Here is a 14,310-nt window from a genome sequence, read left to right on the forward strand (position 1 = left end):
GCTCGCACGAGATAGGTCCATCGATATCGACGAAAGGACAAGGTGCAGATGCCCCCTGTTTTGCAAATGACTCCACGATTCCACGCGATCGAAACGCCGGAAGCTGCCGCGATCGTGATGGGATCGAGCGGTGAGGTCGTGACGTATCAGCAGTTGGAGGATCGGTCCATCCGATTCGCGCGTGCCCTGCGTGATCGTGGACTTCACTCGGGTGACCACGTCGCAATTCTCATGGAGAACAACCGATCGTTCCTCGAAATTGCCTGGGCTGCACAGCGATCAGGGCTGTACTACACCGCAATAAACCGACATCTGCGTCCGGACGAGGTGCAGTACGTACTGGACGACTGTGGTGCGGTCGCCCTCGTGGCAAGCGAATCGATGGCCGACGTCGTGCGCGATCTGAACCTCACCCGGATTCGGGCAAAAATCTCGGGCGCGGGTGATCTCATGGGATTCGAACGCTATGACGACATACTTGCGCGCACGTCGGCGGAGCCTCTGGAAGACGAGCGCGAGGGGCGAGAGATGCTGTACTCGTCCGGCACGACCGGTCGACCGAAGGGTATTCGTAAGCCTCTGTCGGGCGCGGTATTCGGGGACCCGTCGTCGGCGCCGGTCCAGATCGCGAAAGGCATGCTCGAGCACAGTTCGAGTGGGAAGGTCGTGTACCTCTCGCCGGCGCCGCTCTATCACGGCTCGCCGTTGGTCTTCTCGATGTCCTGGCAACGCGCAGGTGCAACTGTCGTGGTGATGGAAACATTCGATCCCCGTCGCGCCCTGCAACTGATCGAGCAGTACCGGGTCACCGACGCCCAATTCGTACCGACCATGTTCGTGCGCATGCTGCGCTTACCGGCGCAGGACCGAACTTCGCACGATCTCTCGAGTCTGCGAAACGTTGTGCACTCAGCTGCGCCGTGTCCGATTGCAGTGAAGCGGCAGATGCTCGACTGGTGGGGGCCAATCATCAATGAGTACTACTCGGGCACAGAAGATGTCGGTGCTACGACGATCACTGCGGAAGAGTGGCTGCGGTATCCGGGTTCAGTCGGGCGACCGATGCAGCCGTGCCACATTGTCGGTGAAAACGGTGACGAACTGCCGGTAGGGGAGGCGGGCGTTGTCTTCTTCGAAGGTGGTCGACCTTTCGAGTATCACAACGATGCCGAAAAGACGGCGTCGGTAGAAAATGCCGCTGGGTGGAGGACGCTCGGCGACATGGGATACCTCAACGAGGAGGGATATCTGTTTCTCACCGACCGTCAGGCGCACATGATCATTTCGGGTGGCGTGAACATTTACCCTCAGGAAACCGAGAACATCCTCGCCGGACACCCGTCCGTCGCTGACGTAGCCGTGATCGGAGTGCCCGACGACGAGATGGGTGAGGCGGTCAAAGCGGTTGTGCAACTGATCGATCCCACGCTTGCGAACGACCTGCTCGAATCGGAACTGATGGCGTATTGCCGCCGAGAATTGGCCACCTACAAGTGTCCACGCAGCATTGATTTTGTCGACGCATTACCTCGGGACCCGAACGGCAAGTTGTACAAGCGTCGGTTGCGGGAACACTACTGGGATGGACGCGACAGTCTGATCGTCTAGGTGCGGGGTCGAATCTAGTAGGCGCGGGCGTACTGCGACGGAACTCGCGGTCCTACTTCGGCATTCAGCTCACGTGCGGCGCGCCGTGCCCAGTAGGGATCACGCAGGAGTTCGCGTCCCAACAGCACGGCCACCGCACTGCCGTCCTCGACGATCTTCTCTGCCTGCTCGGGTTCGGTGATCAGTCCGACTGCCGCTGCGGGAACCAGGGATTCGTTCTGGATCCGGCGGGCGAAGGGAACCTGGTAGCCGGGCTCGACCGGGATCTGTACACCCGGCGAATTACCGCCAGTGGACACGTCGACGAGGTCGACGCCGTAGTCGGTGAGGATGTTGGCAAGTGACACAGTCTGATCCGCAGTCCAACTGCCGACCTCGAGCCCACGCTCCTCGCTGACCCAGTCCGTGGCTGACACACGGACGAACAGGGGCAACTCGGCGGGCCACACTTCTCGAACCGCGGTGAGGATTTCGAGGAGGAAGCGGATGCGGTTCTCGAAACTGCCGCCGTAGTGATCTGTTCGCTTGTTACTGAGCGGGGAGAGGAACTGGTGGATCAGGTATCCGTGCGCCGCGTGAATTTCGACGACCTTGAACTCCGCCTGAAGCGCGCGGGTGGCTGCCGCTGCGAAGTCGGCGACGATGCCGGCAATCGCATCTGTTGTCAGTTCCGTTGGCGGTAGGTAATCACCGAATGCCACCGCGCTCGGGGCGACGGTGGTCCAGGACAGGCGGTCATCCTGGTCGAGCGATCTACCGCCGCGCCACGGAACCTTCGTCGACGCCTTGCGGCCGGCGTGCGCCAGCTGAATTCCGGGCACCGCTCCGAAGTACGCGAGCTGCGCGTTGATCTCGGCAAACGCGCGAGCCTGCCGCTCGTTCCAGATACCGAGATCGGCGGGGCTGATTCGTCCTTCCGGGCTCACAGCGGTCGCCTCGGTGAGGATCAGGCCGACACCACCGATAGCTCGGCTCGCCAGATGCGTTCGATGCCATTCGTTGGGCACTCCCACCTGATCGCCGATGACATCAGCGGAGTACTGGCACATCGGTGCCATCCACACGCGGTTGGGAATGGTGACGCCGCGCAAGGTGAGAGGTTCGAACAGCACGCTCACGGAGTAACTCCTGACTCGGGGAAGGGGAGGATCACCCGAAGGTGGTCGATCCCGTGCAACAGCGGTAACAGTCCGAATCATTCCCGAAAGGAACGCGTCGGAGCCAATGGCTAATGTGTATTCATGACTGCTGTAACTTCCACCGGCTCGGACACTCGCGACGTAGTGCACGAGGCTGCCCGCCGGGCGCGTAAGGCTTCGCGGGTCCTGGCGTTGCTGACCACAGCACAGAAGGACCGCGCGCTCCACGCCGCGGCCGACGCGGTTCTTGCCGCAAGTGATCAGATCCTGGCGGCAAATGCCGTCGATATCGACACCGCGAAAGCTGCGGGTACCGAGGAATCGCTGCTTGATCGATTGCGTCTGACAGCGGATCGCATCGAAGGTATCGCTTCGGGTCTGCGTCAGGTTGCCGGACTACCCGACCCCATCGGTGAAGTGCTCCGCGGCTCCACGCTGCCCAACGGCCTGGAACTGCGTCAGCAGCGCGTCCCGCTCGGTGTTGTCGGCATGGTGTACGAAGCCCGCCCCAACGTCACGGTCGACGCGTTCGGTCTGACCCTGAAGTCGGGAAATGCTGCACTGCTTCGCGGTTCGTCGTCGGCAGTCAAATCCAACGAAGCTCTTGTGGTCGCTCTTCGTGCGTCGTTGGCTGCGCAGCAGCTCCCCGAAGACGCCGTTCAACTTCTGCCGAGCGCAGACCGGTCCACGGTGACGCACCTGATTCAGGCCCGTGGTCTCGTGGACGTTGTCATCCCGCGCGGTGGCGCGGGCCTGATCAGTGCCGTCGTTCGTGATGCCACGGTCCCCACCATCGAGACCGGTGTCGGAAACTGCCACGTCTACGTACACTCGGCTGCCGATCTGGTGATGGCCGAGAAGATTGTGCTCAACTCCAAGACCCGTCGGCCAAGCGTGTGCAACACCGCCGAGACGATCCTGGTCGACAAAGCCATTGCCGACACCGCGGTTCCCGCACTGCTTCAGGCGCTGCAGATGCATGACGTTGTTGTTCACGGCGATCTGCCCGGCCTCGTTCCGGCCACCGAGGACGACTGGTCGAACGAGTACCTCACCCTCGACGTCGCACTGAAGGTTGTTGCCGACCTGGACGAGGCAGTCGAGCACATCGACACGTACGGCACCGGCCACACCGAGGCAATCGTGACGTCGGATCTCTCGGCTGCCCGCGAGTTCACCGCCCGCGTCGACGCAGCAGCCGTCATGGTCAACGCATCAACTGCCTTCACCGACGGCGAGCAGTTCGGATTCGGAGCCGAGATCGGCATCTCGACGCAAAAACTTCACGCACGCGGCCCCATGGGGTTGCCGGAACTGACGTCCACCAAGTGGATCGTCTGGGGCGACGGACACACCCGACCCGCCTGATCGTTCACCTGGACTTGCCCCACCCTTTTTAGGAGTTAACCGTGGACCGAGCTCTCCCCGATACAACACCGTTCTTCTCGAGCGTCGACGACGTGATCGAGCGTTTGGCCGAGACGGGTTACCTGTCCGACAAGGGCACTGCAACGGCAGTGTTTCTCGCCGACCGACTGGGCAAACCCCTGCTCATCGAGGGACCGGCCGGTGTCGGTAAGACCGAGTTGGCGCGTGCGGTAGCCCAGACGACAGGCGCCGAGCTGGTGCGCCTGCAGTGCTACGAGGGCGTCGACGAGGCTCGTGCGCTGTACGAGTGGAACCACGCGAAGCAGATCCTGCGCATTCAGTCCGGCTCCGACCACAGCTGGGATTCCACCAAGGCTGATGTGTTCTCGGAGGAATTCCTTCTCGCGCGTCCACTGCTCAAGGCGATTCGCCGCGAAGACCCGACAGTCCTGTTGATCGACGAGACCGACAAGGCCGACGTCGAGATCGAGGGACTGCTCCTCGAAGTTCTCAGCGACTTCGCGGTCACCATCCCGGAACTCGGAACCATCACCGCAACACGTAAGCCGTTCACGGTGCTGACGTCCAACGCCACCCGTGAGCTGTCCGAGGCACTCAAGCGTCGTTGCCTGTTCCTGCATCTCGATTTCCCCGATGCAGACCTCGAACGTCGCATTCTTGCCAGCCGTGTCCCCGAACTGCCCGAAGCCATTGCCGAGCAGCTGGTCAACACCATCCGCGTTCTGCGCGGCATGCAGCTCAAGAAGGTTCCCTCGGTGTCCGAAACCATCGACTGGGGACGCACGCTCCTCGCCCTTGGCATGGACACACTCGACGACGACGCCGTACGCGCAACACTCGGCGTCATCCTCAAGCACCAGTCCGATCAGGTGCGAGCCACCGCCGAACTTCGGCTGAACTGAGGTCTGGTCATGGCACTCGGAGGTACGTCACCGATCAAGCCGGGTGGGTTGGCGGCGCCATACGGTCTGCCAGGTCACCTCGTCGATTTTGTCGAGGCCCTTCGCCGACGCGGCATCATGGTCGGCCCCTCCGAGACCGTCGACGCCGGCCAGGTCATGTCGGTTCTCGATCTCCTCGATCGTGAAGCTCTCCGCGAAGGGCTGGCCTGTTCGCTGCTGCGCCGGCCCACCCATCGCGCGACCTTCGACGCCGTTTTCGACCTGTGGTTCCCGCGGGCGATCGGCGACCGTGCGGTCGGCGACGTCGACGTCAGCCTGCCGCGTAAGCCTGACGGCAGCATCGATCTACAGGCACTGCGGGAGCTGATCGCCGAACTGCTGACCGACGGCAGCGATGAGGCCATGGAGCTGACCGAGCTTCTCACTGCCGCGATGGTCGAAGAGCTGGGGCAGTACCAGTCGAGCAACGGACCGTCGTTCTCCGCGTACCAGGCGTTGCGGGATGTCGCTCCCGAAACACTGCTCAACAAGATCCTCGAAGGACTACTCGGTAATCAGCAGGGCGGTAGTGAGGGCAAGGACAACTCCGACTATCAATCGGAGGTTGCCAAGCGGACAGCGGCCCAGCGCATCGCGGACTTCCGCAAGATGGTCGAGAAGGAAACGCGTCGACGTACGGCCGAGAATCTCGGCAAGGAGCGCGTCGCCACCTACGGTGTTCCGAAGCTGGCCGAAGAAGTCGACTTCCTACGCGCGTCCGACGCGGAACTCACGACGCTCAAGAAGAACGTGACTCCGCTGGCACGGTTGCTCGCCAGCAGACTTGCCGTCCGTCGCAGTCGCAGCCGAGCCGGTTCCATCGACTTGCGTCGAACCTTGCGTAAATCGATGTCGACGGGCGGGGTGCCGATCGATCTGGTGCAGCGCAAACCCAAACGCGCGCGTCCCGAACTTGTCGTGATGTGCGACGTGTCCGGTTCGGTAGCCGGGTTCAGCCACTTCACCTTGCTGTTGGTCAACGCTCTGCGAGAGCAGTTCTCCCGCGTACGCGTATTTGCGTTCATCGACACCACCGACGAGGTCACCCGGTACTTCGATTCGAATGCCGACCTCGGATCCGCGATGTCACGGATGGTTCGTGAAGCGGAGCTGATCACGTACGACGGTCACTCCGACTACGGCCACGCCTTCGGGGTATTCCAGGAGAAGTTCGCACAGAGCATCACCAGTCGCACATCACTGCTGGTACTGGGCGACGGTCGCAACAACTACCGCGACCCAAACCTGCAATCACTCGTGCAGATGGTTGCAGTGGCCAAGCACGCACACTGGCTCAATCCAGAGCCCAAGGGGCAGTGGGGGTCGGGCGACTCGGCTGCCAAGGTGTACAACGAGGTCATCAGCATGCACGAGTGCCGCTCCGCCCAGCAGCTGGCCGACGTGGTGTCCGGCCTGCTGCCGGTGTGAGACACGTAAGCTCGGCAGCTGTGCAGAAGGGACAATCGGTGGAACGTGCTCGACGCCTCGGCGTGATGGGCGGCACTTTCGACCCCATTCACCACGGTCACCTCGTCGCAGCGAGTGAGGTCGCCGACAGGTTCGGACTCGACGAAGTGATCTTCGTCCCCACCGGCCGACCGTGGCAGAAGGAGGCTCGAGGCGTCAGCCCGGCAGAGGACAGGTACCTCATGACGGTCATCGCCACCGCCTCCAACCCGCGGTTTTCCGTTTCCCGGGTCGATGTCGACCGTGAAAAAGTGACGTACACCGTGGACACACTTCGCGACCTGCGGGCTTATCATCCGGACGCGGAACTGTTCTTCATCACTGGTGCCGATGCGCTGGCCAGCATCCTTTCCTGGCAAGATTGGGAAGAGTTGTTCGCATTGGCAAAATTTGTCGGAGTATCGCGACCGGGTTTCGATCTCAACACCGAGCACCTGGCCGCTCACCTCGACACGATGCCCGCCGATGCGGTGACGTTGATCGAGATCCCGGCTCTTGCCATTTCGTCGACCGAATGTCGGCGTCGAGCAAGCGAAGACCGTCCTGTCTGGTACCTCGTACCGGATGGAGTGGTGCAGTACATCTCGAAGCGGAACCTGTATCGACCTGTCGACGCGGAGCGCCGTGACGGTGCGACAACCATGTCGGAACCGGCGCCTGGCAAGACGGCCGATTCGAACTAGAAGCAATACCAAGAAGACGAAACTGGAGAACATCGAGTGAGCGCAACAACCGAAGCCATCGACATGGCACGCATCGCGGCCCTGGCAGCCGACGAGAAGCTGGCCACTGAAGTGGTGGTGCTCGATGTGTCCGAGCAATTGGTCATCACGGACTGCTTTGTCATCGCATCCGCCGCTACCGAGCGTCAGGTGAACTCGATCGTCGAGAACATCGAAGATCGCCTCCGCGAGGCCGGCCACAAGCCGATCCGTCGTGAAGGCACCCGCGAGGGTCGTTGGGCACTTCTCGACTACGCCGAGATCGTTGTTCACGTGCAGCACGACGAGGAGCGCAATTTCTACGCTCTCGATCGTCTGTGGAAGGACTGCCCGGCAGTCGAGGTCGAAGGACTCGGCCTGAACATCCCGGGACCGGCTGACGCACACACAGTGTTCGACACCGACACGGTTGCCGAGCCGGACGCGCAGGAACCTTCACTGTGACCTCCTCGGCGCCGGGAGCGGCGTCGAATCCTGTGCGGCGGCTGATTCTGCTCCGCCACGGGCAGACCGTGTACAACGCCGATTCTCGGATGCAGGGGCAACTCGACACCGACTTGTCGGAGTTGGGGCGCACGCAAGCGAAGAGTGCTGGTCCGGTGATCGCCGACCGTGCGCCGCTGACTATCGTGTCCTCGGACCTCAAGCGCGCGTACTTCACGGCAGTCGCTGTCGGTGATGCGGCCGGGCTTCCGGTCCTCACCGACACGCGTCTGCGTGAGACGCACCTCGGCGGCTGGCAGGGATTGACCCACAGCGACGTCGACGAGCAGACACCTGGGCTCCGGGCGTCGTGGCGAGCTGACGCGACATTGGCCCCGCCTGGCGGTGAAAGCCGCATCGACGTTGCGAGGCGCAGTGTGCCGGTGGTGACGGAACTTCTGGCGGCACTTCCCGACTGGGCCGAGAGGCCGGTTGTCCTGGTGGCACACGGCGGCTTGATCGCGGCGTTGACCGCCGCACTGCTCGACTTGCCGATCGACCGCTGGGCGATTCTGGGCGGTCTAGGAAATACGAGTTGGGTTCAGCTCAGCGGACACGGAAATCCGGCTTCCATCGAATGGCGACTCGACGTATGGAATGCTTCTGCGAGTGTCGCAAATGACGTCCTCTGAGAGTGCCGACGGGCAGCGCCCCGTCCTTCTGGTTATTGCCGATTCGCTGTCGTATTTCGGCCCCAAAGGCGGACTGGCCGCCGACCATCCCCGGATCTGGCCCAACCTCGTCGCCGAGGAGTTGGGGTGGGACGTCGAGCTTGTCGCGCGCATCGGCTGGACGTGTCGCGACGCGTGGTGGGCGCTGACCCAGGACCCACGAGTGTGGGCTGCTGTCCCGCGCGCCGGGGCTGTTGTGTTTGCCGTCGGCGGTATGGATTCTCTGCCGTCACCGTTGCCCACCGCGTTGCGCGAAACCATCCGCTACGTGCGGCCACCGGCCCTACGACGCGTGGTCCGCGAGGGATACCAGTGGCTTCAACCGCGCCTGGCACCACTCGGCCGCCCCGTGGCGCTGCCACCGAAGCTGAGCGTCGAATACCTCGAGAGCTCACGAAACGCGTTGGAATACATGCGTCCCGAACTGCCGATGATCGCGACGTTGCCGTCCGTGCATCGCAGTGACGCGTACGCGAGTGTCCATGCCGGTCGTCCGGCCGCAGTATCTGCGATCACCGAATGGGCAACAGCCAAAGACGTACCTGTTGTGGATCTTGCCGACGCGGTACGTGAAAACGTGTTCTCCGACAATGGCAACCCGGACGGAATTCACTGGGGTTGGGACGGACACATCGGTGTCGCCCGGGCCATGACTGCCGCAATTCGCGCCGCCGAAGCTCAGCGTGCGCCCACGTCCGCGAGTGAGGTCGGGTAGCGAAGTGTCAGTTGTCGTCGTCACGGATTCGTCTGCCTGCGTCCCACACGAATCTTCCGAAGCGTGTGGGCTTCAAGTCGTTCCGTTGCACATCCTTCGGGACAGCACTGATTTCCTCGAAGGCGTCGACACCATTCCCGACGACCTGTCCGGGCTCTCGACGGCTGGTGCCTCACCGGCAGAGCTGACCGAGGCCTACGGGCGCGCACTGGACCTGAGCCAGGGCGACGGTGTTGTCGCAGTCCACATCTCGCGGCAACTTTCGAGCACCTGGGACGCCGGGAGGCAGGCGGCGGAGGAATTCGGCAGCAAGGTACGCATCGTCGATTCAGCGTCCACCGGTATGGGTTTGGGGTTCCCGGCCTTGGAAGCGGCACGATTCGCAGCGACCGGATCTCCGCTCGACCTCGTGTACGACCGCGCTGTCGACGTTGCCGAACGCGGGCGCGCCTTCATCTTCGTCGACAAGCTCGACCAATTGCGTCGTGGTGGCCGGATCAGTACCGCGGCAGCGTTGTTGGGTACCGCCCTGGCGATGAAACCGCTGCTGCACCTGGTGGACGGCAAACTGGTCTTGAAAGAAAAAACTCGCACCAGCACCAAAGCGCTCGCGAGATTGGTTGATGCGGCAGTGGAGCGAGCGGGGCGCAGCCGCGTGGCCATCGCCGTCCATCACATGAAAGCTCGGGAACGAGCCGAGGGCATCGCCGCACAACTGTGCGAGCGAATCCCGAATGTCGCCGAAACCGTGGTCACCGATTTCAGCGCAGTCCTGGGCGTGCACGTAGGCGTAGGCGCGATCGGTGTTGTGGTGTGCCCACTTCCGGAAGATGTGCCCTGAACAGTCGGTTATCCACAGACTGCCAGTTATCCCCAACACGATTTCTCTCGCTGCACAGATCAGTGGCCGCTCGCTAGCGTCGCTTCATGCGGATCAATCAAGAGCGGGAGAGGGTGCGTGATCGACTTTCCGCGATGAGCGGCGACGTCGCCCGTCCGGCAGTGCCCGAGTGGCTTCTGGATGTCGACGAGGAAGACGGATCTGAGGAGGATGCTCGGTTTGCCGCGGTGCCCGAACGTTGGCGCGGTATGCGATGGAGTCCGCACCGGCGCGGTGCAATTGTGTTGGTTTTCATTGCGCTTGTTGCCGCCGGGCTCGGTGTTTTTGCACTGTGGTGGGATTCGCCGACAATCCAGGCGGTGCCGGCACTGCCTGCAGCTGTGGGGATTCCGGTCGCGACATCGAATCAGGCTCAGCCGTCAGCGCTCGTCGATGACTCTCGTCCGGCATCGGTGGTTGTCAGTGTTGTCGGGCTGGTGCACAACCCCGGATTGGTGACACTGCCCGATACCTCACGGATCGCTGATGCACTGAGCGCGGCCGGTGGGGTGCTCGACAACGCTGACACTCTCAGCTTGAACTTGGCACAGAAACTGTCCGACGGCGATCAAGTAGTTGTTGGTGCGGTGGGTGATTCGCCGGATCAGCAGATCAGTTCGACTACAGCGGGCGGGGGGTCGGCTACGCCGAGTGCATCCGCTCCCTCGGGTGCAAATGGGGCGCCGATCAATCTGAATACTGCGACGGAAGCCGAACTCGACGCGCTTCCCGGAGTTGGACCCGTCACGGCCAGTGCGATCCTCGCGTGGCGTACGTCCAACGGAAAGTTCACGGATGTAGAGCAATTGGGTGAGGTGGACGGCATAGGCCCGGCGCGGCTCGACAAGCTGCGAGCTCTGGTCACAGTGTGAACGGGGATGCAGAGCAGCGGGTTCTCGACGCGAGGCTTGTGCCCGCAGCGGTGGCGGTGTGGGGAGCAACTGCTGCGGGCATCGTGTTCGGGCCCGGACTTGCGTGGTGCGTCGCGGTGGCTTCGGGCATTGCCTGCGCCGGCCTGGCTGTTTGCGTGTGGCGGTGGGGATCTACGGGCTGGATTCCGGTCCTATTGGTGGCCTGCGTATTCGGCGGTGCATTCAGCGCTGTGACTGCGTGGCGGATGGCAGATGTCGAAGCGCATCCACTGGCGCGCGCGGCGGCATCCGGAGGGTGGGTGACCGCGGAGGTGAACCCCACCGAGGACCCACGGGCGACGGCGTCGTCGATGGGTCCCGGTCAGGTGTATTTCCGGGCATCGGTGCGATCGTTGACCGTGGGTAATCAGCACTACGACGCCGGCGGCGCCGTGACAGTACGCGCGCCGAGCGGACTGTGGCCGGAAACGCTTCCCGGACAGGCGCTTACGATTCGGGGAAAGGTAAGCGTTCCATCGCGCTCGGATCTGACGTTGGCAGTGATCACCACCGAAGGCGGGCCGCTCGAGATCGGCGGCGCACCGTGGTATCAGCGGTGGGCCGGCGTCGTGCGGTCTCGATTTGCGGAGGTATGTGCTCAGGCGCTGGCTCCCGATGCGGCGGGCCTGCTGCCCGGTTTGGTCGTGGGGGACACCTCTGCCTTGTCTCCGGTGGTCAAGGACAACTTCACGGCGGCCGGTCTTTCTCATCTCACCGCCGTGTCCGGTGCAAACATCAGCATTCTCCTGGGCGCTGTGTTACTGCTGGTGCGGGCTGCCGCACTCGATCCGCGGATCGGGGCGGCACTTGCAGCTGTGACGATCCTGGCGTTCGTGATTGTGGCGCGGCCGTCGCCGAGTGTGCTTCGCGCCGCGGTGATGGGCACGATCGGATTGTTGAGTTTGGTGACGGGACGACGCAAACAGGCGCTGCCCGCGTTGGGTGCCGCCGTCATCGTGTTGGTGATCGTCATGCCGGAACTGGCCGTCGACTGGGGATTTGTGTTGTCGACCACGGCAACCGGGGCATTGGTGATCCTTGCGCCCGTGTGGGTCGACGCACTTCGGCTGCGCGGTTGGCCGCGGTGGCTGGCAGAGATGACGGCAGTGTCGAGTGCCGCGTTTGCTGTCACCGCGCCGGTAGTGGCCGCGATGGCAGGCACGCTCAGTGTCGTGTCGATAGCCGCAAACCTGTTGGTGGCACCGGTGATCGGAGTTCTCACGGTATTGGGAGCGCTGATGGCGCTGCTCGCCTTGGTCAGTGTGCCCGCGGCCGCACTTCTGGCTTTGGCTGTGCGGCCGCCGATGTGGTGGCTGCTCTCCGTCGCGGACCGGGCTGCCTCGGTGCCAGGGGCAAACCTCACCGTGCCGTCGGGATTGCTCGGGGCACTTGTAGTCCTGGGGCTGGTGCTTGTCTCGATACTCCTGCTGTGGAATCGCATCTCGCGGTGGCTACTCGGCGCAGTGCTGACGGGACTGGTGCTGGCACTGGCGTTTCACCACGTCTTCTCCGGTGGGCGGCTGGCGCCGGGATGGGCCATGGTGATGTGCGATGTGGGGCAGGGCGACGGACTGGTGTTGGCCACGGGGGATGGGCGGGTAATCGTGATCGACGTCGGGCCCGATCCGACGTCGATGGACCGTTGCCTGAACATGTTGGGGGTCGACGATATTGCGCTCGTTCTGATCAGTCACTTTCATGCCGATCACATCGCCGGGCTCGACGCCGTGCTTGCCGGTCGTTCGGTGTCGGCTGTGGGTGTCGGCCCGATGTTGTTGCCGGAATCAGGTTTTCGCGATGTGGACGCGGCCGCACGAGCCCATGGAGTTCCGCTGGTCGGTCTGCGCGCCGGGTCCACGTTTGTTCTCGGGACGGTGCAGTTCGACGTTCTCGGTCCCGTGTTGCCGGTACCCCGTGATGTCGTGGACGCGGACGCGTCGGCCAACGATCAGTCCCTGGTGCTGATGGCGCACACGAGTGCAGGCCGCATACTGTTGACCGGCGACTCGGAAACCGCGGGTGAAGCGTCGATCATGCGTAGCGGAATCGACGTGCGGGCAGATGTCCTGAAACTGCCGCATCACGGCTCACGAACTACATCGAAAGCATTTCTCGAGGCGGTTCGCCCCCGGCTGACCTTGGTGAGCGCCGGCGCCGGCAACACCTTCGGGCATCCGCATCCGCAGGTGTTGAGCGAGCTGGAATCGTTGGGCGGCGTCGTGGCACGTACCGATCAAGGTGGCACGCTCGCGGTGTACGGAAGCGGCGACGGGTCCGTGTCCGTGGTGTCGGTACCTCGTGGGACGATCTTCGGGTGAGTACTCCGGCTGGCCTCGATCCGTTGCACCTCGTTCTCGGAGACGACGAATTCCTGATCGAACGGGCAGTGTCGACGTTGATCAAGGCCGTTCGTGGTGATCGTGGGCAGGGAATCTCGGATCTACCCATCACCCGGATGCGTGCCGGCGATGCCAATGCGCCAGAACTTGCCGAACTGCTCAGTCCGTCGCTGTTCGCGGAAGATCGTGTGATCGTTCTGGAAGCGGCAGCGGAGGCCGGCAAGGACGCCGTTGCACTGGTACTCGACGCAGCCCGCGAACCGTCCGAAGGTGTTGTGCTGATTGTTCTGCACTCCGGTGGTGGACGCGCAAAAGCACTGGCGCCCGCGCTGGAGAAGTTGGGCGCCGTAGTTCATCAGTGCGCCAAACTCAACAAATCTCAGTTGACCGATTTTGTTCGGGCCGAGTTTTCGTCCGCACAGGTCAAGGTTTCGCCCGCTGTCATCGGGGCGATGATCGAAAGCGTCGGCTCGAACCTGCGTGAGTTGGCATCGGCGTGTTCCCAGTTGGCTGCAGATACCGGCGGGAAGATCGACGTCGACGCTGTCCATCAGTACTACTCCGGCAGGGCCGAGGTGTCGGGGTTCGACGTCGCGGACAAAGTAATCGTCGGCGATACCCGGGGCGCGCTCGAAGCACTTCGCTGGGCTGACCAGATCGGAACCCCGCACGTTCTTCTGGCCGACGCCCTCGCCGACGCGGTGCATACCGTCGCGAAGGTCGGCCCGTATGCCCGGGGCGGTGATCCGTTCCGGTTGGCGTCGGAGCTCGGGATGCCGCCGTGGAAGGTCAAGAAGGCAATCAAGGAAGTGAAGGGCTGGGACCCGGCGTCGATCGGCGCAGCAATGCAGATTGTTGCCGCGCTCAACGCCGATGTGAAGGGTGCGGCCGTCGACTCGTCCTATGCGCTGGAATCAGCGGTGCGTAAGGTCTGTGCGCTGCGTAAGTAAGACGCGCTCGGCACCCCGTATTATTCGAACGCATTATTTGAACGAACAATAGCCGCTCTGGTCGAGTAGACCGGAGCGGCTATTGAAACACCACT

At 63.0% G+C, this 14,310-nt stretch carries 13 protein-coding genes; 12 read left to right on the top strand and 1 reads right to left on the bottom strand.

Annotation, left to right across the window (positions count from 1 at the left end; genetic code table 11):
- Positions 1 to 66: 66 nt before the first annotated feature.
- Positions 67 to 1,608 (top strand): acyl-CoA synthetase, encoded by a 1,542-nt coding sequence (locus CJ178_RS00625; protein WP_095887774.1) that lies wholly within the window; start codon positions 67 to 69, stop codon positions 1,606 to 1,608.
- A 14-nt stretch (positions 1,609 to 1,622) separates the two neighbouring features.
- Here CJ178_RS00625 and CJ178_RS00630 read toward each other — a convergent pair whose 3' ends face one another.
- Positions 1,623 to 2,726, bottom strand: coding sequence for an NADH:flavin oxidoreductase/NADH oxidase (locus tag CJ178_RS00630; RefSeq protein ID WP_095885906.1), 1,104 nt, complete (start codon positions 2,724 to 2,726; stop codon positions 1,623 to 1,625).
- A 123-nt stretch (positions 2,727 to 2,849) separates the two neighbouring features.
- Here CJ178_RS00630 and CJ178_RS00635 point away from each other — a divergent pair, with 123 nt between their 5' ends.
- The 11 genes from CJ178_RS00635 to holA all read left to right on the top strand — a co-directional run bounded on the left by CJ178_RS00635 (position 2,850) and on the right by holA (position 14,215).
- Positions 2,850 to 4,115 carry a glutamate-5-semialdehyde dehydrogenase gene (locus tag CJ178_RS00635; RefSeq protein WP_045066954.1) on the top strand — a complete coding sequence of 422 codons (1,266 nt, stop codon included), beginning with the start codon at positions 2,850 to 2,852 and terminating at the stop codon, positions 4,113 to 4,115.
- Positions 4,116 to 4,156: 41 nt separating this feature from the next.
- The gene (locus CJ178_RS00640) at positions 4,157 to 5,038 is read left to right on the top strand and encodes an AAA family ATPase (RefSeq protein WP_033232924.1); all 882 of its coding nucleotides are present in this window, start codon (positions 4,157 to 4,159) and stop codon (positions 5,036 to 5,038) included.
- 9 nt (positions 5,039 to 5,047) lie between these two features.
- The gene (locus CJ178_RS00645) at positions 5,048 to 6,505 is read left to right on the top strand and encodes a vWA domain-containing protein (RefSeq protein WP_095885907.1); all 1,458 of its coding nucleotides are present in this window, start codon (positions 5,048 to 5,050) and stop codon (positions 6,503 to 6,505) included.
- Between the two features lie 20 nt (positions 6,506 to 6,525).
- Positions 6,526 to 7,227: a nicotinate-nucleotide adenylyltransferase gene (nadD, locus tag CJ178_RS00650; RefSeq protein ID WP_072782446.1), complete on the top strand. Its 702-nt coding sequence runs from the start codon at positions 6,526 to 6,528 to the stop codon at positions 7,225 to 7,227.
- A 36-nt stretch (positions 7,228 to 7,263) separates the two neighbouring features.
- Positions 7,264 to 7,710, top strand: coding sequence for a ribosome silencing factor (gene rsfS, locus CJ178_RS00655; protein ID WP_033232927.1), 447 nt, complete (start codon positions 7,264 to 7,266; stop codon positions 7,708 to 7,710).
- On the top strand, positions 7,707 to 8,381 hold the full coding sequence (locus tag CJ178_RS00660; RefSeq protein ID WP_095885908.1) for a histidine phosphatase family protein: 675 nt from the start codon (positions 7,707 to 7,709) through the stop codon (positions 8,379 to 8,381). Before rsfS ends, CJ178_RS00660 begins: the two co-directional genes overlap by 4 nt.
- Positions 8,368 to 9,135, top strand: coding sequence for a diglucosylglycerate octanoyltransferase (gene octT, locus CJ178_RS00665; protein ID WP_095885909.1), 768 nt, complete (start codon positions 8,368 to 8,370; stop codon positions 9,133 to 9,135). The genes CJ178_RS00660 and octT overlap by 14 nt, the downstream gene beginning before the upstream one ends.
- Positions 9,136 to 9,139: 4 nt before the next feature.
- The gene (locus tag CJ178_RS00670) at positions 9,140 to 9,976 is read left to right on the top strand and encodes a DegV family protein (protein WP_095887775.1); all 837 of its coding nucleotides are present in this window, start codon (positions 9,140 to 9,142) and stop codon (positions 9,974 to 9,976) included.
- Between the two features lie 86 nt (positions 9,977 to 10,062).
- Complete coding sequence (locus CJ178_RS00675; RefSeq protein ID WP_095885910.1) at positions 10,063 to 10,887, top strand: ComEA family DNA-binding protein; 825 nt, start codon at positions 10,063 to 10,065, stop codon at positions 10,885 to 10,887.
- A complete protein-coding gene (locus tag CJ178_RS00680; RefSeq protein WP_095885911.1) occupies positions 10,884 to 13,244 on the top strand; it encodes a ComEC/Rec2 family competence protein in 2,361 nt (786 codons plus the stop codon). Before CJ178_RS00675 ends, CJ178_RS00680 begins: the two co-directional genes overlap by 4 nt.
- Positions 13,241 to 14,215, top strand: a complete 975-nt coding sequence (gene holA / locus CJ178_RS00685) for a DNA polymerase III subunit delta (RefSeq protein WP_095885912.1) — start codon at positions 13,241 to 13,243, stop codon at positions 14,213 to 14,215. Before CJ178_RS00680 ends, holA begins: the two co-directional genes overlap by 4 nt.
- Positions 14,216 to 14,310 lie beyond the last annotated feature (95 nt).

The sequence above is a fragment of the Rhodococcus sp. ACPA4 genome (assembly GCF_002300185.1).
Taxonomy (GTDB): Bacteria; Actinomycetota; Actinomycetes; order Mycobacteriales; family Mycobacteriaceae; genus Rhodococcus_F; species Rhodococcus_F globerula.